This window comes from Streptomyces sp. NPDC001502, from assembly GCF_042894785.1.
Classification (GTDB): Bacteria; Actinomycetota; Actinomycetes; order Streptomycetales; family Streptomycetaceae; genus Streptomyces; species Streptomyces kutzneri.
In genome coordinates this window covers 258483-282173 of record NZ_JBIAVW010000007.1, presented here as the reverse complement: position 1 = coordinate 282173, position 23691 = coordinate 258483, and the positions used below count along the sequence as shown (strand labels likewise).

Sequence of the window (23691 nt, the reverse complement as noted above, 5' to 3'; positions counted from 1 at the left end):
AGTCGCCGGGCCCCAGTTCTCGTCCTCGGGAAGCGGGGGTTGCTGTCGGTCTGCCATGGCTTCACACCTCTCCGGACCCGGCCCTCAGGCAGGAGTCCACATCGCTCGTCGGGAATCCCAGATCCACCGGTCACCACAGGCCTCCAGGCCGACAGCCTGTTCATACGCCTGCTCGGGCAGATCCGCCGTGAAAGTGACCCGGCCGCCCGTCGCCGATTCGACGACCACGCCCTCGGGCGGCACCGCTCCGTCCCGGCCGTCTCTCAGCAGTCCGTCCACGAACGCTTTCAGCCCCTTGTGGGCCTCTTCGGCCAGACGCTGGAACAGCGCACTGAGGAACGGCTCCAGGACGGCGGACGTCAGCAGCACCAGCACGGCATCGGCCGCCCCTCTCCGCGTGGGCCGCAGCAGGCAGGTGGCGGTGACTCCGGCTTCGCGCAACGCATCCCGCTGCTCCAGCGCCGGAGTGGAGGGGAGCGATGAGGGCCAGAAGATCTCTACCTCGGGGTCTGCCATGACTCTCTCCCTTCACGGTCGGCGGGGCAGCGACCAGCGCTCGATGCGTCCCGATCGGGTGCCGGTCACCAGCCCCTTGCCGCCTTCGAGGAACGCCAGCCCTGCCAGCTGGTGCACCAGTTCCGCCACGACGGTCAGCTCGCCGGTCTTCAGATCGCACAGGGTTACCGTGCCGTCGTCGTCGGACATGGCGAGTGCCGGGAAGTCGGTGGCGAAGACCAGGTGGGAAGGCTGTCGGCCGTGCTCCGTCTGCCGCAGGGGACGACCGTCCCAGGACCACAGACGCACCCTGCCGTCGGCGCATCCGGTGGCGAGCGCCTTCGCCGTGACGGCCAGACATGTCACGGGCTGCGGGTGCCGCCAGGTCGCCACCGGCTTTCCCCGCACATCCAGCTGCCGCACCATGCCGTCACCGGTCGCGACGACGACGTGCCGGTCACCCGGTGCGAAGGCAAGGGGACCGAGACTGCCGCGCCCGCCCATTCGCTGCCAGACTTTCGGCTCTTTCCCCGACCGTGCGGGCAGATCCCGCACCCGGGCACCCCACGCGTTGTAGACATAGACACGGTCTTTGACGGTCACCGCCAGCCAGTGGCCGTCCGCACTGAACGCGAGGGCACCGCCCTCTTCGCCCACGTTCATCACGCGGGCCGGCGTCTCGGTCCGGAGGTCCCAGACGACGACGGTGCCGTCGTTGTGCCGGCTGGCCAGGTTCCGCCGCCAGGGACCCCAGGCCACTTGTACCGGGTTCTCGCGCTGCACGGGCATGCACTGCCTGACCAGCCCGCCGTCGACTGCGTTCAGGACCCGGACGGCACCGTCGCGGCAGGCAGCCGCAAGGAGGTTCGAGGGCCCTAGTTCCAGGTGGCTGCACGGGCCGATGTCGGCGAGCAGGAAGCTCTGGGAGAGGCGGGGTGGCCGTGCGGGAGGCGGCGGTTCGGGCGGAGGGGGCGGCCGGACGGTGGGCGTCTGCGGTGGCGGGCTCTGCGCGGTCTGCGGGCTCTGCGGGGTCTGCGGGGTCTGCGGCGTCCTCGGCACCGAGAAGATCCGGGTCTCGTCGGATGCCAGGAACAGCACAGGGGTGGCCCACTCAAGGCTGTCCAGATCCATCTTCACGTCTTCACGGGCCAGGGTGACCGCTCGGTCCACCGGCATTCCCTCGGCGATCCGCTCGTAGAAGGAGGAGGCGAAGACGAGGGCGGCCTTGTCGGTGATCTCGTACTGCATGGCGACCACGGCCGGCACACCGGCGCGTACGAGATTGGCGGCCGTACCCGCGAACACGTCCTCGGAGCCACTGACCGCGGACTCACAGGAATTCAGCACGATGAGACGCAGATTGGGACTGTCCGCGATCAACCGCTCAAAGTCGCTGGCATATATCTTCCTTGCCGATCCGTCGGCACCCGAGAGCTGAATGTACCCCGCATTCCTCTCCTCGTCGAACCCTCCGTGGCTGACGCAGTGAAGGACGTGCCAGGAGCCGAATCGAAGCTCTTTTGCCAGGTCTTGCCATTTATCCCCGGGAAGCCAGTGGACGTCCACACTCTCGGAGCTGCACCGCTGAAGCGCCTGCGAAACCTGCTGCACTTCCCGCGCCCCCTCAAGTACGGGCAGATCATCCGGCTGTGCCGAAATTCCCAGCACGCGCAAAGGAAGAGTCAGAGGCAGCGGGGGTACCGGGTCCATGAGCCGCAAGTACCGGACAACGGGGACGCGAAGCGCGAGATAGTCGTCTCGGGAAGGATCGACGAGAAATTCCCATGGGATGTGGGCGACATGCGGGCCGTTGGTCCGCAGCAGGATGCGCAACGGATTTTCCTGCGTGCGGGCGGCGCTGCTGCGCCATCGATCGAACAGGACGAATATGTCATCTCGGAATATCGCTTCGGTGAGGCGTTCCCCGAATTCCCTGACAGGCCTTTCCGATACGGGCGCACCCCGAACGACCACGGGACTGTACGACTTGGCCAGCGAAATCTCCACCCGGGAGAGCGCAGACTGGAGCTCGTTCTCGGAATAGGGCGCCGGGACGCGGATCAGCGCTTCACCGTACTCGGAAGCACACGACACGATCCAGTTGGTGTCGGCTTCAATGATTTCGAGCTGGAATGGGAGACCTTTCATCCAATCCACCTCCACCCCTGGATTCAGTTCACACCCGATGTTTCACGGCGTCCACCCAGGGGCTTGCGAAGCGGGAGGCCTAAAGGCCGGAGCCGAGGCCTCCGGGGACGCGGCCGACCGGTTCGTCGCGGCCCTGGGCCCACAGGGAGCGGACGTGGCCGAGGTGGCGGAGCATGCACTCCTGCGCCGCCTCGGCGTCGCCGCTCAGCATCAGGTCGAGCAGCTCGATGTGCTCCTCCGCCGAGGAGACCAGCTTGCCGGCCTCGTCGAGGCCGGTCAGGCCGTAGAGCCGGGACCGCTTGCGCAGGTCGCCGACCGTCTCCACCAGCCGGTCGTTGCCCGCGAGGGCCAGCAGGGAGAGGTGGAAGCGGCGGTCGGCCTCCAGGTAGCCGATGAGGTTGTGCTCGCGCGCGCTGGTGACGATCTCCTCGGCGACGGGGCGCAGCGCCTCCAGTTGCTCGGCCGTGGCGATCTTCGTGATCCGCCCGATGGTCGGTACCTCGATCATCGTGCGCAGCTCGGTGAACTGGTCCAGGTCGCGCTCGCTGACCTCCGTGATCCGGAAGCCCTTGTTGCGGACGGGCTCGACCAGTCCTTCCCGGGCCAGGTCGAGCATGGCCTCGCGGACGGGTGTGGCCGAGACGCCCAGTTCGGCCGCGAGGCCCGGTGCGGAGTAGACGCTGCCGGGGCGCAGCTCACCCGCTATCAGCGCGGCTCGGAGTGCGTGGCCGACCTGGTCGCGGAGGCGCTCCTGGGCCTTGATGAGACTGTGCTGCTTCAGGTCACCCATTGCTTTTCCTCCGAGACCCCCGACACCACCGACGAGGAGGGCAACAGCGTACAATGTCACGTTGCGCTGCTCACACTCCGGCGGCCTCGAACAGCGCGACCGCCACAGCGAGATCCTCCCAGGCCATGCCCACACTCTTGAAGAGCTGTGGACAACTCCGCGGCCCGGCCGCCGGCATCCGCCCGCCCACCAGGTCGGCGAGGGTGCCGGTGATATGACCGGGCCCGATGGCCCCCTCGGCCTCCGGGACAAGGAGGTCCCCCGCCTCGCGCAGGGCCGCCACCCGGGACTCCACGTACACCGCCGCCCGTCGCACAAGGGCGGTGTCCGTCTCCCGGGCCGTCGGCTCGTGCGAGCCGACGGCGACGACGGTGGCGCCCGGCCCGACGAGGCGCCCGTCGAAAAGCGGCTCCCGGGCCGTGGTGCAGCAGATCACCAGATCGGCGTCGGCCACGTCCTTCGGGCTGCCGGTCCGGGCGGCCGGACCCAGGGTGCGGGCGTACGCGGCGAGCCGCTCCGCGCCCCCGGGGGACCGGGCGACCACCACGACCTCGGCCAACTCCCGTACGGACAGGGCTGCTTCCAGATGCCCGTACGCCTGTGGCCCCGAGCCGAAGAGCACCAGGCGCAGCGGCCGCCCGGCAGGTGCCAGGTGGCGCAGCGCGAGGGCGGAGACCGCCGGGGTGCGCAGGGTGGTCAGCGCCGCGCCGTCGAGCAGGGCCAGCGGGCGCAGAGTGGGGCCGTCCAGGAGGAGGTAGGAGCCCGTGATCCGGGGCAGCCCGCGGGCCGGATTCCCGGGCGCGACCCCGGCGATCTTCACCCCGGCGTACGAGCCGGACGCGGCCGGCATCAGCAGCAGTTCGCCCCCGCCGGGCACCTCGATCGCGGAACGCGGCGGGCAGCTCTCCGGGTCGAGGCCGCCGAGCAGGGCGGCGGCCACGGCGTCGGCGGCCGCCGCCGGGGTGAGCAGGGCGGCCATCCGCCCGGCGGCGAGCTGGGGGATGCCCGTCACAGGAGGAATCCGGTGCCGAGCGCGTCGTGCGGGTCCACCACGAAGGCGTGTTCGCCGGTGCGGTGGGCGGTGCCGGTGACCTCGGTGACCCCGCCGTCCAGCATCCGCCCGGTGAACACCGTGCCCGTGACCGACTCGTGCAGCAGGTCCTCTCCCGGGCCGAGCCGCCCGTCCTCGGCGAGCAGCGCGAGCCGCGCCGAGGTCCCGGAGCCGCAGGGCGAACGGTCGATCTGCCCGTCGGCGAAGACGGTGACGTTGCGCTGGTGCGGCCCGAAGGGGGTGTCGGGCAGCTCGTCGTGGAGGATCACCCCGTAGACCCCGGAGAGCAGCGGGCCGTCCGGGTGCCAGGTGGCGGGGTGGGTGGCCAGCGCCGCCCGGATCTCCTGTCCCGCCCGGACCAGGGCGGGCAGCGCCGCCCGGGAGACGTCCAGGCCGAGGTCGCGCGCGCGGACGGCGGCGTAACAGGCCCCGGCGTGCGCGATGTCCACCTCGGCCAGCCCGAACGAGGTGGCCACGGGGACCTTGCGGGCGCCGACCCGGGCCGGGACGTTGCGGAAGGTGACCCCGGTGGTGCGGCCCCCGCCGCGGTGGACGGTGGCGGTGACCCGCCCCGACGGTACGTCGATGCGCACCGGGGCGTCCCCGTCGTCCGGGGCGGCGACCCGGCCGGTGTCCACGGCCCAGACCCCGAGGGCCATGGCGCCGTGGCCGCAGGCGGTGGAGTAGCCGTCCTTGTGCCAGAACAGCACACCGAAGTGGGCCCCGTCGTCGTCGGCCGGAACCACGAACCCCCCGTACATCCCGGCGTGCCCGCGCGGCTCCTGCACGAGCAGGCGCCGTACGTCGTCCAGCGCGCCCCGGCGCGGAGCGGTCCCCGAGCCTCCCGGGCCGATGGCGGTGGCGCAGCGCTCGGCGACGGTGTCACCGGGCACGGCCGGGCCCTCCGCGCCGCAGTCGACGATCCGGAAGGGCTCGCCGGCGGTGTGGTAGTCCACCGTGCGGACGGCGATCACAGCAGGAACCCTCCGGGGAAGGGGTCGGCCGGGTCGAGGAAGTACTGGGCGGTGCCGGTGATCCAGGCCCGGCCGGTGACGGTGGGGACGACGGCCGGGAGGCCGCCGACGGTGGTCTCCGCGACCAGCCTGCCGGTGAACTCGGTGCCGATGAAGGACTCGTTGGCGAAGTCCGTGCCGAGCTCCAGCAGGCCGCGGGCGTGCAGCTGGGCCATCCGCGCGCTGCTCCCCGTACCGCAGGGCGAGCGGTCGAACCAGCCGGGGTGGATGGCCATGGCGTGCCGGGAGCGGTGGGCGTCGGAGCCGGGGGCGGCGAGGTAGACGTGCTTGACCCCGGCGATGGAGGGGTTCTCGGGGTGGACGGGCCGGTCCGGGCCGGCGTTGACCGCGTCCATCACCGCGAGCCCCGCGGCGATCAGGTCGTCGCCGCGGGCGCGGTCGAAGGGCAGGCCGAGGGCGTCGAGTTCGACGAAGGCGTAGAAGTTGCCGCCGTAGGCCAGGTCGTAGGTGATCGTTCCGAAGCCGGGGACCTCGGTCTTGAGGTCGAGGCCGACGCTGAAGGAGGGGACGTTGGTGAGGGTGACGGCGGTGGCCGCCCCGTCCTCGACCCGGACGTCGACGCTCACCAGCCCGGCCGGGGTGTCGAGCCGGACGGTGGTGACCGGCTCGACGACCGGCACCATGCCGGTCTCGACGAGGACGGTGGCGACCCCGATGGTGCCGTGCCCGCACATGGGGAGCAGGCCCGACACCTCGATGTAGAGGACGCCGTAGTCGGCGTCCGGGCGGGTCGGCGGCTGCAGGATGGCGCCGCTCATCGCGGAGTGTCCGCGCGGCTCGTACATCAGCAGGGTCCGGACGTGGTCCATGTGTGCGATGAAGTGGAGCCGCTTCTCGGCCATGGTGGCGCCGGGGATCACCCCGACTCCCCCGGTGATGACCCGGGTCGGCATGCCCTCGGTGTGCGAGTCCACCGCGTGGTAGACGTGGCGCGTACGCATGTGCGGTCCCCCGGACGGCTAGTTGAGGCCCTCGGCGAGGGCCTTCTCGGTGGCGGCGCGGACGGCGGCCTCGCTCTCGCCGGTGAGCGGGAAGCGCGGCGGGCGGGTGGCGCCGCCGGGGCGCCCGGCCAGGTCCATGGAGAGCTTGATGGCCTGGACGAACTCGGTCTTGGAGTCCCAGCGCAGCAGCGAGTGCAGGGACTTGTAGAGCGGCAAAGCGGTGTCGAGGTCACCGGCGACGGCGGCCCGGTAGAGCTGGGCGCAGGAGCGCGGCAGGGCGTTGGGGTAGCCGGCGATCCAGCCGACGGCGCCCGCGAGGGCGAGTTCGAGGAGGACGTCGTCGGCGCCGATGAGCAGGTCGAGGCCGGGGGCGAGCTCGGCGATCTCGTAGGCGCGGCGCACGTCGCCGCTGAACTCCTTGACGGCGACGATGGAGCCGTCGGCGTACAGCCGGGCGAGCAGGTCCGGGGTCAGGTCCACCTTGGTGTCGATGGGGTTGTTGTACGCGACGACGGGCAGCCCGGCGCGGGCGACCTCGGCGTAGTGGGCGCGTACGGCGTCCTCGTCGGCCCGGAAGGCGTTGGGGGGCAGCAGGAGTACGGAGCCGGCGCCGGCCTCGGCGGCCTGGTCGGCCCAGCGGCGGGCCTCGGCGCTGCCGTAGGCGGCGACGCCGGGCATCACGCGGGCACCGTCGCCCGCCGCTTCGACGGCGGTGCGCACGACGCGCGCCCGCTCCTCGTCGGTGAGGGTCTGGTACTCCCCGAGGGAGCCGTTGGGGACCACGCCGTCGCAGCCGCCCTCGATCAGCCAGGCCACGTGTTCGGCGTACGCGTCGTGGTCGACGGTGAGGTCCTCGCGCAGCGGGAGCGCGGTGGCGACCATGATTCCGTGCCAGGGGCGGGTGCGGGGCGCGGGGGTGTGCGCGTGGGTCATGTGAGAGCTCCCTAGAGTGGTGTGTGACATTTTACTAGCGGGTGCGGCGTGGCCACAAGGGCCCCGGCGCCCCGATCAGTGCCCGGCGGGCGGAAGTTCGGCGAGGTGGCGCAGCGGAACCGGACAGGACAGCGGACGCCGGTCGGGCGCGGGCTCCTCCCCGGCCAGGGCCGCGACGGCCGGGCCGCACATCCGGCCCTGGCACCAGCCCATACCGGCCCGGGTGAGGAGTTTGACCGTACGGGCGTCCCGCGCGCCGAGGTCCTCGGCGGCCTCGCGGATCCGCCCGGCCGGCACCTCCTCGCAGCGGCAGACGACGTCGTCGTCGCGGAGCCAGCCGGTCCACCCCGCGCCGGGGCGGTGGGCGGCGGCCATCGCGTCGGCGAAGGCGCGCAGCCGGGCGCGGCGGCGCGTGAGGCGGGCTCCGGGCGGCGTACCCGCGATGGAGTGCGCGGCCAGCTCGCCCTCGGCCATGGCCAGTTGGGCCCCGCCGATGCCGCCGGTCTCGCCCGCCGACCAGATGCCGGGGACGGAGGTCCGCTGCCCGGCGTCGAGGACGAGGGCGACGGCGCCGTCCGGGCCGGGGCGGGTCGCGCAGCCGAGGCCGGTGGCCAACTCCAGCTGGGGCACCAGTCCGTGGCCGACGGCCAGGGCGTCGCAGGGGATCCGGCGGGCGGTGCCGGGCAGCGGTCGCCAGGTGCGGTCGAGCCGGGCCACGGTGACGGCCTCGACCCGGTCGGTGCCGTGCGCCTCGATGACGGCATGCCGGGTGAGGAGCCGGACGTGGTGGCGGGCCAGCGCCCCGCCGTGGACGGCGGCCTCGACGAGCTTGCCGGGGTTGCGCAGCAGTGCGGGGGCCTGGCCCGCGTACGCGGTGTACGCGGCGGCCTCCACCACGGCGGGCACGGTGGCTCCGGCGGCGGCGAGCGACCCGGCCACGGCCAGCAGCAGCGGTCCGCTCCCGGCGACGACCACCCGCTTGCCCGGCAGGACCAGCCCGCCCTTGAGCATGGCCTGCGCCCCGCCGGCCCCGACCACTCCCGGCAGGGTCCAGCCGGGGAAGGGCAGTTGCCGCTCGTAGGCGCCGGTGGCGATGAGCACGGCCCGGGCGGTGACGGCGGTGGCCCGCTCCTCGGGGGCGTGGCCGGCGACGGCGTGCAGGATCCACTCCGCGGCGGGTGCGGCAGGCCCGCGGCGCGCCTCGGCCGCCACGGCCGCCTCGCGCGGGACGACCGCCCACACGTGGTGGAGCGGGAGGTACGTGATCCGGCCGGCCGACTCGTGGGCGCGCAGGGCGGCTTCGCGGGTCGCGAACTCCGCCCAGCCGTGGTGCAGCGCCTCGGGGCGGGCCGCGCCCAGGCCCGGGGCGGGGTGGCGGTAGAACTGCCCGCCGGGGCGGTCGCCCGCGTCGAGGAGCGTGACCCGCAGGCCGAGGCGGGCGGCCGTGACGGCCGCGGCCAGCCCGGCCGGGCCGGCTCCGACGATCGCGAGATCGGCACGGGCCGGCGCCGGCCCGGAAGCGGACGCCACGACGGGCGCCGGCGCCGACACGGCGGCAGGACTCGGCGGCCCCGCGGGATGCGCGCGGCAGGCGCGGCCCGCGCGGCCGGCGGGCTCAGACGGCGAGGTCGGCATGGCCGGTTCCCTCCTGGGTGGTGACGGTGTCCCCCGGCCGGGCCGGGACCAGGCAGGCGCGCTGGTTGGAGCGGCCGTTGACGGTGACGAGGCAGTCGTAGCAGCTGCCGATCCCGCAGAACGCGCCGCGCGGGGCGCCGCCCTCCCGGGTGGTCCGCCAGGCGAGGATGCCCGCGCCCCACAGCACGGCGGCGATGCTCTGGCCGGGCAGGGCGGGCAGTTCCCGGCCGTCGAAGGTGATCTCGTGCGCGGCTGCCGGGCTGCCGCCGACCAGCGAGCGGGGGCTGCGCATCAGTGCTGCTCCTCGGGGGTGTCGGTGGCGGCCGGGTCCGCGGCGAAGCGGTCCGGGCGGAACGGGTGTGCGGGGAGGAGCGGTTCGGCTCCCGTCAGGGCGGCGGCGATCAGCGCTCCGGTGGCGGGCGCCAGGCCGATGCCCGCGCCCTCGTGGCCGCAGGCGTGCAGCAGCCCGGGGCGCCGCGGGTCCGGGCCGATCGCCGGGAGGTGGTCGGGCAGGTAGGGGCGGAAGCCGTGGTAGGCGCGCATCACCCGGACGTCGGCCAGGACGGGGAAGAGTTCCGCGGCCTGGGCGGCCAGGCGGCGCAGGGCCTCCGTCGAGAGGGTGCGGTCGAAGCCGACCCGCTCCCGGGTGGCGCCGATGAGGACCGGGCCGGACGGGGTGCCCTCGACCACCGCCGAGGACTGCAGGGCGGCGGATCCGCTGGCGACGTCCGCGATGTAGTCGGCGGCGTAGACCTTGTGCCGGACCACCCTCGGCAGGGGTTCGGTCACCAGGACGAAGCCGCGGCGCGGGAGGACGGGCAGGGTGACCCCGGCCAGCGAGGCGATGTGGCCGCCCCAGGTGCCGGCCGCGTTCACCACGGCCGGGGCCAGGAGTTCGCGGCGCCGCGTCCGCACCCCGCGTACGGCGCCCCGGTCCAGCAGGATCTCCGTCACCTCCTCGCCGAGGTACACCTCGGCGGCCGGGGCTCCGGCCGCACCCGCGGCGCGCGCCGCGGCCAGGAGCCGGGCCGCCGCCTGGGCGGGCTGGACCTGCGCGTCCTGCGGGTAGTGGAAGCCGCCCGCCAGGCCCGGGGCCAGGTGCGGCTCCAGGTCGCGCAGGGTGTCCGCCGCCACCTCGACCGCGTCGACGCCGGCCGCGCGCTGCCCCTCCGCGAAGTGCCGCAGGGCCTTCACGGTCCGCTCGTCGGGGGCGACGACGAGCCCGCCCTTGGGCTCGTACTCGATGTCCGGCGGGAGGACCGCGGCGAGTTCGGTCCACAGTCGGGTGGACAGCAGGGCGAGGTCGAGTTCGGGTCCCGCCTCCTTGTCGGAGACGAGCAGGTTGCCTTCGCCGGCACCGGTGGTGCCGCCCGCCACGGGGCCCCGGTCGACCACGGCCACGGAGAGTCCGGCGCGGGCCGCGTAGTAGGCGCAGGCCGCCCCGACGACGCCGGCGCCGATGATCACGGCGTCCAGGGAGTGTCTCTTGAGCACGGCAGTAATATGTCACATTCTTTAGGGTCTGCCCAGATGCCGGGACCGGTCCCGCACCCCCCTCGGATGCGGGACCGGTCCGGCGCCGGGCAGGTGCCGGTCAGCTGCCGGTCAGGTGCCGGTCAGCTGCGGAGGGGGCCCTCACAGCTGTAACCGGAGGTGCCCGCCACCTTGTTGGTCCAGATCTCCACCGGGCCGAAGGAACAGTTCATGTCGGCGAGGTTGTTGGACGCCGCGCCCGCCCGGTCGAGGATGAAGTAGTCGACCGTCTCCGACATGTCCTTGAAGTTCTGGTCGTCGTTGCGCCAGTTCTTCAGGTTCGCGGTGATCCGGCCGGTGCAGGTGAAGCGGCGCTTGCCCGGGTCGCCGTTCTCCACGCAGTCCGGCGTGTTGTACGTGGCCGTGGCGAAGGAGGACTTCACCGAGGCGAGCGCCGCGTCGCGCAGCCGGTCGTTCGGGGTGAAGGAGGTGTTCGGCACGTAGAGCTGGTCGACCTTGGCGATCTGCGCGTTCAGGAAGCGGTCGTAGTCGCGCTGGAGGTAGGTGTCCGCCCCCATCCGGTGGCGCCAGGCGTCGTACGCCGCCACGTCGTCGGCCCGCAGGTGCGTGTACATCTCGCGCAGCAGCGTGGGCTTCTCGGTCCACAGGAACTCGAAGAAGGTGCCCGCGTAGCTGTAGAAGCGGAAGCCGTCGCCGTCGTAGGTGGCGTTCAGCAGCTGCTCGACGCTCATGCGCGGGCCACCGCCGGCCGTGTCGCTGATGATGCTCTTGACGAGGGACTTGCGGACGGCGATGCCGTTGTCGCGGGTGGCGCCGTCGAAGAACTCGGCCGTGCCCTCGTCCATGGCGGTCGTCCGGTCGCTCTCGTACCAGGGGCCCTGGCCGAAGAAGCCGGGGACGGCGAAGCGGCCGTTGAGGTAGTGCGTGTACTCGTGGCGGAAGAGCTCCTCAAGGGTGAGGGAGGAGTCCTGCGGGACGCGGCGCTGGTAGGTGTAGAAGGTGGCGCCGTTCTCGATGTAGATGCCGCCGTTGTTGGTGCCGTAGCCGGTCAGGATCGGGTGGTAGTTCACGTAGTCGGCGCGGGAGGCGTAGAGCACGATGTTCAGCGTGGTGTTGGGGTCGCCGGCGAGCGGCTGGTCGGTGCCGAGCACGCGGTGGTACTGGGACTTCACCTGCTTGCTCGCGTAGTACAGCTGGTCGACGGTGGCCCGGTCCAGCGCGGTGCGGACCTTGATGGCGCCGTTGTCGTAGGAGTAGGTGTAGGGGAACAGCTGCTTCTCGATGTCCTCCTTGCACACCCCGTACGGCTTGCAGGCCTCGTAGAAGTTGAGCCAGGAGACGACCTTGGCCCACGGCTCGCTGCCGTCGCCGAAGGCGGACCGGACGGGGCCGAGCATCGCGCCGAGGTCGGCGACGACCCGGTCCCTCAGGCCCGCGACCTGGCCGAAGCGGGCGTACTCGCTCAGCGCGTCGCGCACCACCCAGGCGTTGCCCGTGTCCTTGAGGTGCGTGTAGGCGGAGAAGGCCTTGAAGGCGTCGCGGTAGGAGGAGTCGGCGGCCACCGCGGAGTGGAAGGCGGCGTCCTGGTTGCCCGGGTAGACGCCCAGGTAGGTCACGGAGAGCGCGGCCAGCGCGGCGCCCGCCCAGCCGGCGTCGAGGTGGGTGGCCGGGTGGGCCGGGTCCATGGTGGCCAGGACCTTCTTGATGAGGCCGAGCTGGTGCTGGCGCAGGCCGGGCGCGCTGCCGGCGTAGAGGGCCTCGCGCAGGGTGCGGGCGTTGGTGGGGGTCGCGTCGAACGTGTGGGCGGCGGCGCCGAAGTCGGCGATGGCGCGGCGCATGGCGTCGACGGTGGGGGCGTCGGTCACGTCGATCTCGGAGCGCGAGTAGTCGTGGTAGGCGACCGCGTGCAGATACGTGAACATCTCCTCCAGGTGGGAGGAGTTACGGCCGTCGTGGGCGGCGGCCAGGCCGGATATCCGGCGGGAGACGGCCTGGACGTGCGCGTCCGACATGACCGGGGCCAGGCGGGCGTCCCAGGTCCAGATGAGCCCGCGCAGACAGCCGTCGGCGAGGACGGCCTGGTCGCCGAGGAAGTCGGCGAACTGCTCCGGGGTGAGACCGGTGATCCCGTCGAGGGTGCAGGGGACGCCCGCGGCGACGCTCTTCGCGGTGGGGGCCGCCTTGACCGCCTTGCCGCGCTTCTGCAGGTCGTCGGCGGGCGCGGCGGCGGGCGTGGCCGCACCGGGGACCTGCCCGGCGATGTTCTGGCCGCCGGGGGCCGGCGCCGGCGCCGGGGTGTTGTCCTTCGCGTCGGCCAGGCGGTCGACCTCGTCGAACGGGTTCCCCGTGGGGCCGGGGGCGGGGGTGGCGGGGGCGGCCTGCGCGCCGGTGAAGGTGGCCGGGGCCGTGAACTCGGCGGCCTGCGTGGTGGCCTGTCCCGCCGTGGCGAGGAGGGTCACGGCTACGGCGGAGGCGAGAAGGGAAGAGCGCACAGCTCTGTGCTTGAGCACCGAGAACTCCTGATGGGAGAGGTGAGGTGGGGGGTGGTGCGTGAACTGCCCTGCGTCACACGGCGTTTGACGGGGGTTAACGTGCCGCAATGTGAGCTGTAACATAGTAATGTGAAATTGCACTGACAAGCCCTGTGCGCCCACCAGTTCGCATCTTTCTTGAGGGAGTCCTCGTGACCGACGCGTCCGCCCGCCTCAACACGGGCAGTCACGACCGCCCGGTGTCCCCGGAGTTGTCCCGGTACATGGCGGGCAACTGGGCCGCGACCCCGCTGCCCGACTCCGGCCGGGTTCCCGGCCACGCCGTCACCCCGGCCCGCCGGGCGCGGCTCTCGGCCCGCTTCCCGGGCGAGCGGCTGATCGTCCCGGCCGGGGAGCTGAAGGTCCGCTCCAACGACTGCGACCACCGCTTCCGCCCGCACAGCGCGTACGCCTGGCTGACCGGCCTCACCGGCGAGGACCAGGCGGGCCACGTCCTGGTCATGGAGCCGTCGGGCCCGCACGCCCACGAAGCCGTGCTGTACCTGCGGCCGCGCTCGCCGCGGGCGGACGGGGACGGGGAGTTCTACCGGGACCGCCGGTACGGGGAGTTCTGGGTGGGCCGCCGGCCGGACCTCGCGGAAGCCGAGCGCCTCACCGGTATCCGCTGCGCGCACCTGGACGCACTCGGCTCACCGGCCGGCCGCAACGCGTCCGCCGACGCCGAACTCGCCTCCGCGCTCGCGGAGCTGCGCCTGGTGAAGGACGCGTGGGAGGTCGAGCAGCTCCAACTGGCCGTCGACCACACGACGGCGGGTTTCGAGGACGTCGTACGGGCCCTGCCGCGCGCGCTGGCGCATCCGCGCGGGGAGCGGTGGATCGAGGGGGTCTTCGGCCTGCGCGCCCGGGCGGAGGGCAACGGCACCGGGTACGAGACGATCGCGGCGTCCGGCGCCCACGCCTGCACCCTGCACTGGATCCGCAACGACGGCCGGCTGAACGGGGCGGAACTGCTGCTCCTGGACGCGGGCGTGGAGACGGACACCCTCTACACGGCCGACATCACCCGCACCCTGCCGCTGTCGGGCCGCTTCTCCCCCGTCCAGCGCCAGGTGTACGAGCTGGTCCTGGCCGCCCAGGAGGCGGGCATCGCGGCGCTGCGCCCGGGGGCGAGCTTCGGGGACTTCCACCGGGCCGGTATGCGGGTGATCGCGGAGGGCCTGGCGGAGTGGGGCGTGCTGAAGGACGCGGAGGGCGACCTGCACCGGCGGTACACGCTGTGCAGCAGCGGCCACATGCTGGGGCTCGACGTGCACGACTGCGCGAAGGCCCGGGCGGAGACCTATCTGGACGGCGTACTGGAGGAGGGGCAGGTCCTGACGGTGGAACCGGGCCTCTACCTCCAGCCCGACGACGAGACCCTCCCGGCGGAGCTGCGGGGCATCGGCGTCCGCATCGAGGACGACCTGGTCATCACGGCGAACGGCGCGCGCCTGATGTCGGGTGCGCTGCCGCGCACGGTGTCCGGGATCGAGGAGTGGATGGGCCGCCTCCTGGAACCCGACCGGTCCTGACCACCACGGGTTCGCCTGCGGCGCCGCTGCCGGGGCTCCGTCCCGGACCCCGCGCCTCAAACGCCGGCGAGGCTGATGTTTCAGCCCGTCCAGGGGGCACCTCCCGGCGGTGGCCGGGGGAGTTCGAGGACCGGGTCCGGGCGGAGCCCCGGCAGGGCAGCGGCGCCGCTACGCGAGCACCGCCACGCCGTCGAGTTCCACCAGGGCCTGATCGTCCCAGAGGCGGACCACGCCGATGACGGCCATCGCCGGATAGTCGCGGCCGGCCGACCGCCGCCAGATGCGGCCCAGTTCGGCCGCGTGGGTCCGGTACGCCGCCACGTCCACCGCGTACACCGTCACCCGGGCCAGGTCCGCCGGGGTGCCGCCGGCCGCGGCGAGGGCCGTCAGGAGGTTGGCGAGGGCGACCTCGAACTGCTCCGGCAGGCTCTCGCCGACCACCTTGCCCCCGCCGTCCAGGGCGGTCTGGCCCGCCAGGAACACCAGCCGGGTGCCGGTCGCCGCGACCGCGTGCGAGAAACCCGTCGCGGGCGACAGCTCCGCCGGGTTGATCCGCTCCAGACTCATCGCGCCGCCACCGCCCCGTACAGCTCCCTCGCGATGATCGTGCGCTGCACCTCGCTCGCCCCCTCGTAGATCCGCGGTGCCCGCACCTCCCGGTAGAGGTGTTCGAGCAGGTGGCCGCGCTGGAGGGCGACCGCGCCGTGCAGTTGGACCGCGTGGTCGACCACGTACTGGGCCGTCTCCGTGGCCAGCAGCTTCGCCATCGCCGCCCGGCGCGGGACGTCCCCGGCCCCCCGGTCGTAGGCCCCGGCCGCCGCGTACACCAGCAGCCGGGCCGCCTCCGTGCGGGTGGCCATCTCGGCCACCCGGTGCGCCACCGCCTGCAGATCGCTCAGCGTTCCGCCGAATGCGGGCCGGTCCGCCGTGTACGCGAGCGTCGCGTCCAGCGCGGCCCGGGCCATGCCCACCGCGAAGGCGCCGACGCTCGGCCGGAAGAGGTTCAGGGTGTCCATCGCGACGCGGAAACCCCGCCCGGGTTCGCCGAGCAGGTCCCGCGGGGCGACCGGTACCCCGTCGAAGGCGAGGGAGCCGATGGGGTGCGGGGAGAGCATGTCCAGGGGTGCGCCGGAGAGTCCGGGGCGGTCGGCCGGGACCAGGAAGGCCGAGACCCCCTTCGCCCCCGGCCCTTCGCCCGTTCGGGCGAACACGGTGTAGAAGTCCGCCTCGGGGGCGTTGGAGATCCAGCACTTCTCACCGCTGAGCCGCCAGCCGCCCCCGCCGGCCGGATCGGGCGTCGCCGCCAGCGCCAGCGCCGCCGCGTCCGAGCCCGCCCCCGGCTCGCTCAGCGCGAAGGCGGCCACCGCCCGCCCAGAGCGCACCTGCGGCAGCCACCGCTCCCGCTGCTCCCCGCTCCCCGCCCGCAGGACCGGGTAGGCCCCGAGCCCCTGCAGGGCGAGCGCCGTCTCGGCCTCCGTGCAACCGTAGGCGAGGGATTCCCTCAGCAGGCACAGTTCCAGCGCGCCCGAGGCGAACACCCGCTCCAGCAGGCCCAGCTCCCCCAGTGCCGCCAGCAGCGGCCGGTTGACCCGCCCCGGCTCCCCCTTCTCGGCCAGTGGCCGCAGCCGCTGCACCGCCAGTGCGCGCAACTGCCCGCACCACTCCTCCTGGTCCACCCCGAGCGCGAATCCGGTCATCCGAACATCCCCGCATCTATCGCGTCCTGTTGACTGCCGTCACCATCACGATACGCTCCTGGAAGGACCTTCCGGCTAGGGCCGGAGGAACCACCGCACGGCCGGCTCCACCCCACCCCGGACCGCTGCAAGGGGGGCGACCCGCCTTGGACCTCAAGCCTTCCGCTCACACCGACACCTTCGCCCGTGACCATCTGCCACCCGCGGACACCTGGCCGGAGCTCCTCTTCGATCTGCCCGAACTGGCCTACCCGGACCGCCTGAACTGCGGGGCCGAGCTGCTCGACGCCACCATCGCCCGATTCGGCCCCGCGGGCGCCGACCGCCCGGCCTTCCGCAGCGCCGCGGGCGAGGTGTGGACGTACGGCGGTCTGCGCGAGCGCGTGGACCGCCTGGCCCACACGCTCACCGCCGACCTCGGCGTGGTCCCCGGCAACCGGGTGCTCCTGCGCGGGCCCACCGGCCCCTGGCTCGCCGCCTGCTGGCTCGCGGTGATGAAGGCGGGCGCGGTGGCCGTCACCGTACTGCCCCAGCAGCGCGCGCAGGAGCTGGCCACGGTGTGCGCGATGGCCCGGGTGGGGCACGCCCTGTGCCATGCGGACGTGCTGGACGACCTGGTCAAGGCCGAGGTGCCGGGGCTGCGGATCACCGTCTACGGCGGCGGGGACCCGGGCGACCTGCTCCGGCTGGCCGAGAGACATCCCGACCCCTTCCCGGCCGCCCCGACCTCCGCGGACGACGTCGCCCTGATCGCCTTCACCTCCGGGACCACCGGACGGCCCAAGGGCTGCATGCACTTCCACCGCGACCTGCTCGCCGTCGCCGACACCTTCTCCCGCAGCGTGCTGCGGCCCCGCCCGGACGACGTCTTCGCGGGCAGCCCGCCGCTCGGCTTCACCTTCGGCCTCGGCGGACTGGTCGTCTTCCCGCTGCGGGCCGGGGCCTCGGCGCTGCTGCTGGAGGAGGCGGTGCCGCGCCGGCTGCTGCCCGCGCTCGCGGAGCACCGGGTGACGGTGCTGTTCACCGCGCCCACCGCGTACCGGACGATGCTGGACGCGCTGGGCCCGTACGACGTGGGCATGTACGACCTGTCGGCGCTGCGCCGCTGCGTCTCGGCCGGCGAGAACCTGCCCGCCGCCACCTGGCAGGCCTGGTACGAGCGCACCGGCCTGCGGATCATCAACGGCATCGGGGCGACCGAGCTGCTGCACATCTTCATCTCCGCCGCCGACGAGGACATCCGGCCCGGGACCACGGGCCGGGTGGTCCCGGGCTGGGAGGCCCGGGTGGTGGACCGGGCGGGCCTCCCGGTCCCGGACAACGAGCCGGGGCTGCTGGCCGTGCGCGGCCCGGTGGGCTGCCGCTACCTGGCCGATCCCCGGCAGGGGGAGTACGTACAGGGCGGGTGGAACCTGACCGGTGACACCTACGTCCGCGATCCGGAGGGCTACTTCCGCTACGTCGCCCGGGCGGACGACATGATCGTCTCGGCGGGCTACAACATCGCGGGCCCCGAGGTGGAGGAAGCCCTGCTGCGCCACCCGGACGTGGTGGAGGCGGCGGTGGTGGGCCTCCCGGACGAGCGCCGCGGGCAGATCGTGGTGGCGTACACCGTGGCACGCGACGGCGCGGTGCTGACGGAGGAGGTCCTGCGCACCTTCATGCGGGCGGAACTGGCCCCGCACAAGTGCCCGCGCTCCTTCGTCTTCCTCCCCGCCCTCCCCCGTACCGCGACGGGCAAACTGCAGCGCTTCCGGCTGCGCGATCCCGGCGCCCGGCCCGATCCACCCGACAGGATCTAGAGTGAACCCGTGGTCGAGCAGCACACTCCGCGATCCCTGATCGTCACGTTCTACGGAGCCTACGGGCGGGCCTTCGAGGGCCCGGTCCCGGTGGCCGCGCTGATCCGCCTGCTGGGCGCGGCCGGCGTGGACGCCCCGTCGGTCCGCTCGTCGGTGTCCCGGCTGAAGCGGCGCGGCTTCCTGCTGCCCGAGCGGGCGGCGGACGGCTCGGCGGCGTACGGACTCTCCGAGGAGGCGCGGCAGCTGCTGGACGACGGCGACCGCCGGATCTACGGCAGCCCGCAGCTGTCGGAGGAGTGGCTGGTGGCGGTGTTCTCCGTGCCGGAGCAGGAGCGGAACAAACGGCATCTGCTGCGCTCGCGGCTGGCCCGGCTCGGTTTCGGCGCGGTGGCGCCGGGCGTGTGGATCGCCCCGGCCCGGCTGGCCGAGGAGACCGCGCACACCCTGGAGCGGCTGCACCTGACCCCGTACGTGGAACTCTTCCGCGGCGCCCACCTCGGTTTCGCCCCGACCGCCGAGGCGGTGGCCCGCTGGTGGGACCTGGCGGCCCTGGCCAAGCAGCACGAGGAATTCCTCGACCTGCACGAACCCGTCCTGCGCGCGCTCCGGCCGGGCCCGGAGCCGAGCCCGGAGGAGGCCTACCGGAGTTACCTCCTCGCTCTGGACACCTGGCGGCGCCTCCCGTACGCCGACCCGGGCCTGCCGCGGGAACTGCTCCCGGCGGACTGGCCGGGCGACCGGGCGGCGGCGGTCTTCACCGAGCTGCACGAGCGGCTGCGGAACATCGGGGCCGGGTTCGCGGAACCGTAGACGCAACCGGCCGCGTCACGAGGTGCTGTAACGCATTCCGGTCTTCCTCCGCACCCACCGCAGTCGCCGCAGTCGCCGTCCGCGGCCGCGTTGGCTGCCCGCGTGAGAAATCCGGGTGCGGACGCGCCGCGCGCCGCGCCACGATGGACCATGACCTGGACCTTCAGTACGGACCTGACGGCCTATCTGGCCGCGGCGGGCCCGGCCGCGGCCGCGCAGCCCGTCTCCAACACCCTTCTGCTGACCGTGGCCGACGGGCTGCGGCGCCGCGGGGCCGGGGCCTATGGTGACGGCGCCCCCTTCTTCGGCTGGTGGACCGGGCCCGACGGCGCCGTCGCCGGCGGCCTGCTGTGCACCCCGCCGTTCCCGGTCGTGCTCGGCGTGCTGCCCCGGGAGGCGGTCCGCGCGCTGGGGGCCGCGCTCGCCACCGAACCGCTGCTCGCCGCAGCACACGCGTTCAACGCCCGCCGCCCGGACGCGGAAGCACTCGCCGAAGCCTGGGGCCGGCCCACCCGGATCGCCGAGGAACTGCGCCTGTACCGGCTGGCCGGCCTGACCGCCCCGGATCCCGCCCCGGCCGGGCGGGCCCGGCCCGCCACCGGGGCGGACCTCCCGCTGCTGCTGGAGTGGACCACGGCCTTCAGGGCCGAGGCGGGCGTCCCGGGCAGCGCCTCCGAGGACGTGCTGCGCGACCGGATCTCCTACGGCGGGATCCGGCTGTGGGAACACGCCGGGACTCCCGTCTCGCTGGCCGGCTTCTCCCGCCCGATCGGCCCCGCTTCCCGCATCGGCCCCGTCTACACCCCGCCCGGGCACCGCGGCCGCGGCTACGCCGCCGCGGTCACGCACGCGGTGAGCGAAGCGGCGTACGCGGCCGGCGCCACCGAGGTCCTCCTCTTCACGGACCTGGCCAACCCCACCAGCAACGGCGTCTACCTACGCCTGGGCTACGCCCCGGTCGAGGACCGCGCCGAGATCGTCCCGGCGTGACGCACGTCAACGCCTCAACAGCCCGGCATCCTGGCATCGGATGGCGTGCACACCGACAGGGTGATCCGAAGGGAGCTTGGGAGCGTGGCAGCATCCGAGTCGAGGGATCGGCTGGATCCGCTGGCAAAGACCGCACTGTGGACCGCGTCGATGCGAGCGCGTGAACATGACCGCGAGGACCGCCTCTTCTGCGATCCCCTCGCGGGTCTTCTGGCCGGCACAGAGGGTCCCGAGATCATGCGTCGGTTCGAAGGTGCTGTCCAGCCAGGCGTGGAGGATCCTGCGCTCGCCGTTCGGACTCGCTACCTCGACGACCAGTTGGTGGCACAGGACCGCGATGGAATGCGACAGTTCGTCTTCCTCGCCGCGGGCATGGACACTCGGGCCTTCAGGTTGCCCTGGTCGACCGGAGTCACTGTCTTCGAACTCGACCGACCCGCCTTGCTCACGCTGAAGGACGAGCTCCTTGAACGTGCCGGCGCCCGCAGCCAGTGCGAGAGGGTCCCGCTGGGCGTGGATCTGGTGGCGGACTGGACCACGCCGTTGCTGGAAGCGCGCTTCGACGCGGCCCGGTCCACTACGTGGCTGATCGAGGGGCTGCTCTACTTCCTGGACCCGATGCAGCGCGATGTGCTGCTGCGGCACCTGTCGGAGATGTCTGCGTCCGGGAGCCGCATCCTCGCGGACTACGTGGGCCAGACCGTCCTCGACAGCTCCGCGATGGCGTCTTGGCGCACGCGGATGGAGGAACAGGGCCACCCCTGGAAATCCGGGAGCGACGAACCTGATTCGCTGTTCTCCGAATTCGGCTGGACGGTTCGCACAGCAGCGTACGGCGATCCCGACGCCGACTACGGGCGCTGGGGTGACGCGGTGGTCGCACCAGGCGTTCCGGGAACGCGCGGGCGCTACCTCGTCTCGGGTGAACTCCCCTGAGCAGAGTGGCACCGGAACCGATCGCCCCGGCCTGAGGCCAGGGCGACCCGCCACTACTTGTGAAGACCCACGAAGGAAGGACCGACCCGTACCGGGGTGATCGTGATCTCTTCCCAGACTCCCGAGGTGGCGTACGGCTCCACGGCAAGCCATTGATCGAGCTCGGCCCTCGACGGGTAGTCGAGAACGAGCATGGAACCGATCATGTTCCCGTCCTCCCTGAGCAGAGCCGTGCCGAAGAGCAACCTTCCCTCGGCCACGAGCTTGTCGCCCAGAGCGACATGCGCATCACGCACCGCCAGCCGGCGGCTCAACGCGCCTTCATCGGTCCCATCACGACCGATGAGCATGAACTGCACGTTCGCCTCCTTGCACCCTCATACCTACACCGTCCAGGACGCAGCCGGCGAGGTCGGGGTGAAGCCAGGTTCGCTCCGGCCAAGCCGGTCTCTCCAAGCACCGCACGGGCCATGTCCGCATGGCCGATCCTAGTGTCCTGAAGGCGCACCCCTGCAGGATCCCTCCGGCCTGCCCACGGCAAGCCTTCTGCAACTCCCTTCAGGCCTTCGGGACCTGGGTGTTCTGGCAGACGGTCAGGAGCCAGCGGCCGTCGTCGTCCTTGGTCATCACGTACGTCGGGACGCCCTCGTCCCCGGGGCCGTCGGCCGAGTGGTAGAGCTGGCTGACCTTGACCGCGGCCACGTCCGGCCGGAGGAACTGGAGGTGGGTGACGGTGTAGCTGACCTGGCCGTCCCAGCTCGCGCCGGGAAGAACCGCGCGGGTGAACTCGGAGATGGCGTCCAGGCCGATGAGGACCTTGCCCCCGCCGGTGGTCCACAGGGCGTCGGGATGGAAGAGGGAGAGGAAGGCGTCGGGGTCCTTGGCCTGCTGCGAGGCCTCGACGGCGGCCACCACCTGGTGAATGGCCTCGATGTCAGCGGTCCGGGCTGCGTTTTCGGTCGTCATGTGGATCATCATCGAACCTCAAGGGCACTTGAGGTCAAGGCCCGTCTCGCAGGCCGGTCACGCCGGGACGGTCTCGGCGCGGTCCTCGACCGGGGTGCCCCGGCGATCCGGGTGGGCCGCCCCCAGACCGCCTGCCGGCACACCCAGGCCCCGAAGGCCCAGGGACGCCGGGCTCGCCGGGGGGCCCGCGACCGTATTCGGGTGAACCTCGTCCGGCAGGCGGTGCGGGGGCGGCCGTACCGGCGTGGCGTGAACCCTGCCACGGAATACAAGGCGGGACCACCCCCCAAAGAGAGGTCCACGTCCCCCATGCGCCGTCGTTTCCTGCTCGCCGCCTCCGCCGCGGCGACCGCCTTCACCGCCACCCTGTCACTCGCCCTGACCGCACCCGCCGCCTCCGCCGGGACGGGTGGGGGCGGGGAGGAGCACGAGCCCTGGGTGGTGCGCGCAGCCGCGCAGCGCACGGACGCCAAGGCGTTCCGTTCGCTGTGCGGTGAGCAGAAGGAGGGCAGACCCGAGCGCCGCACGTTCCCGCTGTTCGGGCGCGGCAAGGGCTTCACCGCGGTGCAGGACTTCCAGCGCCAGGAGCCGGACGGCACGGTGTACTGGGGCGGCCACGACCCGAAGAACCCGGAGAACACCATCTCCGTGTCCGCCATCGGGGCCTGCACCGAGGGACCGGTCACCCTCTCCGGCGTCATCACGATCGGCTTCCGCCAGTACGCGTACCAGCCGCTGGCCAAGCGTCCGGGCTGGTACGAGCTGCAGGAGATCGACTCCCTCGAACTGCCGCCCAGCGGGGTCGGTGTCGACACGGTCAACGTCCCCGCGAAGAAGCCGCACAAGCCGCACCACCCGAACAAGCCCCACAAGCCGCACAGGCCCGGTCTGCGGGCCGCCACGCCCAACGACCCGGCCGCCATCGACATCGTCGTCGCCTACACGCCGGCCACCGTCGAGGTGATGGGCAGTGTCCAGGCGGTCCAGTCCCGCATCAGCTACGGCGTGAACCAGCTCAACCGGGCGCTCGCCACCGACAACGTGCCGGCCAGCGTGCACGTCGTCCACACCTACCAGACCGCTGCCACGGGCGTCCCCCGAGAGAACGTCAACACCCTGCTCAGCATGATCAGCAACCCCGCGAACACGGTCCTCGGCGCCACGGCCGCCGCCCGGCGCAACCAGTACGGCGGTGACCTGGTGGCGCTCCTCGCCTCCGTCCCCTTCGAGGACAGCTCCGGCGCGGCGAGCCTGCCCGACCCGGGCCCGACCTCGACGACCGACAGTGCCGCGTTCTCGGTCACCAGCATCGGGTCCGTGGCGGCCTGGGAGAACCTCGCGCACGAGATCGGCCACAACTTCGGCATGAAGCACGACCGCCTGACGGTCACGAACCAGGGCGGTGCCACCCCCGCGGGCACGTTCAACTACGGCTGGGTCACGCCCAACGGCCAGCACCGCACGCTCATGGCGTACTCCACCGCCTGCCCCCAGGCGTGCAACGTGGTCAACTCGTACTCCACCCCCGAGCGCACCTGGAACGGTCAGGTCCTCGGCAACGCCCAGAACAACAACGCCGCCGTCGCTCTGCAGAACGCGGACACCCTGGCCGGATACCGGGCCTCCCTCGTGACCAACCGCCGCTCCCTCACCCTGCTGCACGACCCCGCGGGCGCGGGCACGGTCCGGGTCAGCGAGTACGGCCCGTACGACCCCGGCACGCAGGTCACCGTCACCGCCGTCCCCAACCCCGGCTTCCGGTTCGACGCCTGGGCGGTGGACGGGATCGAGCTGGACGGGAACAACCCGAACTACCAGCTCACCATGAACGCGGACCGGACCGTCAACGCCCTGTTCGTCCCGATCGCGCAGCCGTAGCCGTAGCCGTCCCGCCGATGGGCCGCCG

General features: G+C 72.8%; 21 protein-coding genes. 6 read left to right on the top strand and 15 right to left on the bottom strand.

All coding sequences use genetic code 11. The features are described from left to right. Positions 1 to 84: 84 nt before the first annotated feature. The 11 genes from ACFY0D_RS14805 to ACFY0D_RS14755 all read right to left on the bottom strand — a co-directional run bounded on the left by ACFY0D_RS14805 (position 85) and on the right by ACFY0D_RS14755 (position 13031). Positions 85 to 516 (bottom strand): hypothetical protein, encoded by a 432-nt coding sequence (locus ACFY0D_RS14805; RefSeq protein WP_390798695.1) that lies wholly within the window; start codon positions 514 to 516, stop codon positions 85 to 87. Positions 517 to 528: 12 nt separating this feature from the next. Then, entirely contained in the window at positions 529 to 2643 is a 2115-nt protein-coding gene (locus ACFY0D_RS14800) for a CHAT domain-containing protein (RefSeq protein ID WP_390798694.1), read from the bottom strand. A 79-nt stretch (positions 2644 to 2722) separates the two neighbouring features. Next, entirely contained in the window at positions 2723 to 3433 is a 711-nt protein-coding gene (locus tag ACFY0D_RS14795; RefSeq protein WP_189739203.1) for a GntR family transcriptional regulator, read from the bottom strand. 70 nt (positions 3434 to 3503) lie between these two features. Next, positions 3504 to 4412, bottom strand: coding sequence for an ornithine cyclodeaminase family protein (locus tag ACFY0D_RS14790; RefSeq protein ID WP_390798817.1), 909 nt, complete (start codon positions 4410 to 4412; stop codon positions 3504 to 3506). 29 nt (positions 4413 to 4441) lie between these two features. Further along, entirely contained in the window at positions 4442 to 5458 is a 1017-nt protein-coding gene (locus tag ACFY0D_RS14785) for a proline racemase family protein (protein WP_390798693.1), read from the bottom strand. Next, positions 5455 to 6459, bottom strand: coding sequence for a proline racemase family protein (locus ACFY0D_RS14780; protein ID WP_390798692.1), 1005 nt, complete (start codon positions 6457 to 6459; stop codon positions 5455 to 5457). Before ACFY0D_RS14780 ends, ACFY0D_RS14785 begins: the two co-directional genes overlap by 4 nt. An 18-nt stretch (positions 6460 to 6477) precedes the next feature. Further along, complete coding sequence (locus ACFY0D_RS14775) at positions 6478 to 7392, bottom strand: dihydrodipicolinate synthase family protein (protein ID WP_390798691.1); 915 nt, start codon at positions 7390 to 7392, stop codon at positions 6478 to 6480. Between the two features lie 75 nt (positions 7393 to 7467). After that, positions 7468 to 8922, bottom strand: coding sequence for an NAD(P)/FAD-dependent oxidoreductase (locus ACFY0D_RS14770; RefSeq protein WP_390798690.1), 1455 nt, complete (start codon positions 8920 to 8922; stop codon positions 7468 to 7470). An 85-nt stretch (positions 8923 to 9007) separates the two neighbouring features. Next, a complete protein-coding gene (locus ACFY0D_RS14765; protein ID WP_301365603.1) occupies positions 9008 to 9319 on the bottom strand; it encodes a (2Fe-2S)-binding protein in 312 nt (103 codons plus the stop codon). Beyond that, the gene (locus ACFY0D_RS14760; RefSeq protein ID WP_390798689.1) at positions 9319 to 10521 is read right to left on the bottom strand and encodes an NAD(P)/FAD-dependent oxidoreductase; all 1203 of its coding nucleotides are present in this window, start codon (positions 10519 to 10521) and stop codon (positions 9319 to 9321) included. The genes ACFY0D_RS14765 and ACFY0D_RS14760 overlap by 1 nt, the downstream gene beginning before the upstream one ends. A 122-nt stretch (positions 10522 to 10643) precedes the next feature. Next, positions 10644 to 13031, bottom strand: a complete 2388-nt coding sequence (locus ACFY0D_RS14755) for a collagenase (RefSeq protein ID WP_390798688.1) — start codon at positions 13029 to 13031, stop codon at positions 10644 to 10646. 173 nt (positions 13032 to 13204) lie between these two features. Here ACFY0D_RS14755 and ACFY0D_RS14750 point away from each other — a divergent pair, with 173 nt between their 5' ends. Beyond that, on the top strand, positions 13205 to 14584 hold the full coding sequence (locus ACFY0D_RS14750) for an aminopeptidase P family protein (protein WP_390798687.1): 1380 nt from the start codon (positions 13205 to 13207) through the stop codon (positions 14582 to 14584). A gap of 168 nt (positions 14585 to 14752) precedes the next feature. On the opposite strand, the gene ACFY0D_RS14745 is transcribed toward ACFY0D_RS14750, so the two are convergent. Beyond that, positions 14753 to 15151 (bottom strand): RidA family protein, encoded by a 399-nt coding sequence (locus ACFY0D_RS14745; RefSeq protein WP_390798686.1) that lies wholly within the window; start codon positions 15149 to 15151, stop codon positions 14753 to 14755. Beyond that, positions 15148 to 16281: an acyl-CoA dehydrogenase family protein gene (locus ACFY0D_RS14740; protein ID WP_390798685.1), complete on the bottom strand. Its 1134-nt coding sequence runs from the start codon at positions 16279 to 16281 to the stop codon at positions 15148 to 15150. The genes ACFY0D_RS14745 and ACFY0D_RS14740 overlap by 4 nt, the downstream gene beginning before the upstream one ends. 146 nt (positions 16282 to 16427) lie before the next feature. On the opposite strand from ACFY0D_RS14740, the gene ACFY0D_RS14735 reads away from it, so the two are divergent. The 4 genes from ACFY0D_RS14735 (at position 16428) to ACFY0D_RS14720 (ending at position 20819) form a co-directional block, all read left to right on the top strand. Then, positions 16428 to 18083, top strand: a complete 1656-nt coding sequence (locus tag ACFY0D_RS14735; RefSeq protein WP_390798684.1) for an AMP-binding protein — start codon at positions 16428 to 16430, stop codon at positions 18081 to 18083. Positions 18084 to 18092: 9 nt separating this feature from the next. Next, the gene (locus ACFY0D_RS14730; protein WP_390798683.1) at positions 18093 to 18893 is read left to right on the top strand and encodes a PaaX family transcriptional regulator C-terminal domain-containing protein; all 801 of its coding nucleotides are present in this window, start codon (positions 18093 to 18095) and stop codon (positions 18891 to 18893) included. Between the two features lie 150 nt (positions 18894 to 19043). Beyond that, positions 19044 to 19883, top strand: a complete 840-nt coding sequence (locus ACFY0D_RS14725; protein ID WP_390798682.1) for a GNAT family N-acetyltransferase — start codon at positions 19044 to 19046, stop codon at positions 19881 to 19883. Positions 19884 to 19967: 84 nt separating this feature from the next. Next, entirely contained in the window at positions 19968 to 20819 is an 852-nt protein-coding gene (locus tag ACFY0D_RS14720) for an SAM-dependent methyltransferase (protein WP_390798681.1), read from the top strand. Positions 20820 to 20872: 53 nt separating this feature from the next. On the opposite strand, the gene ACFY0D_RS14715 is transcribed toward ACFY0D_RS14720, so the two are convergent. Beyond that, positions 20873 to 21169 carry a YciI family protein gene (locus tag ACFY0D_RS14715; protein ID WP_390798816.1) on the bottom strand — a complete coding sequence of 99 codons (297 nt, stop codon included), beginning with the start codon at positions 21167 to 21169 and terminating at the stop codon, positions 20873 to 20875. Positions 21170 to 21377: 208 nt separating this feature from the next. Continuing rightward, positions 21378 to 21785, bottom strand: a complete 408-nt coding sequence (locus ACFY0D_RS14710) for an SgcJ/EcaC family oxidoreductase (RefSeq protein WP_390798680.1) — start codon at positions 21783 to 21785, stop codon at positions 21378 to 21380. 309 nt (positions 21786 to 22094) lie between these two features. Here ACFY0D_RS14710 and ACFY0D_RS14705 point away from each other — a divergent pair, with 309 nt between their 5' ends. After that, complete coding sequence (locus tag ACFY0D_RS14705) at positions 22095 to 23663, top strand: M12 family metallo-peptidase (protein WP_390798679.1); 1569 nt, start codon at positions 22095 to 22097, stop codon at positions 23661 to 23663. Positions 23664 to 23691: the final 28 nt, after the last annotated feature.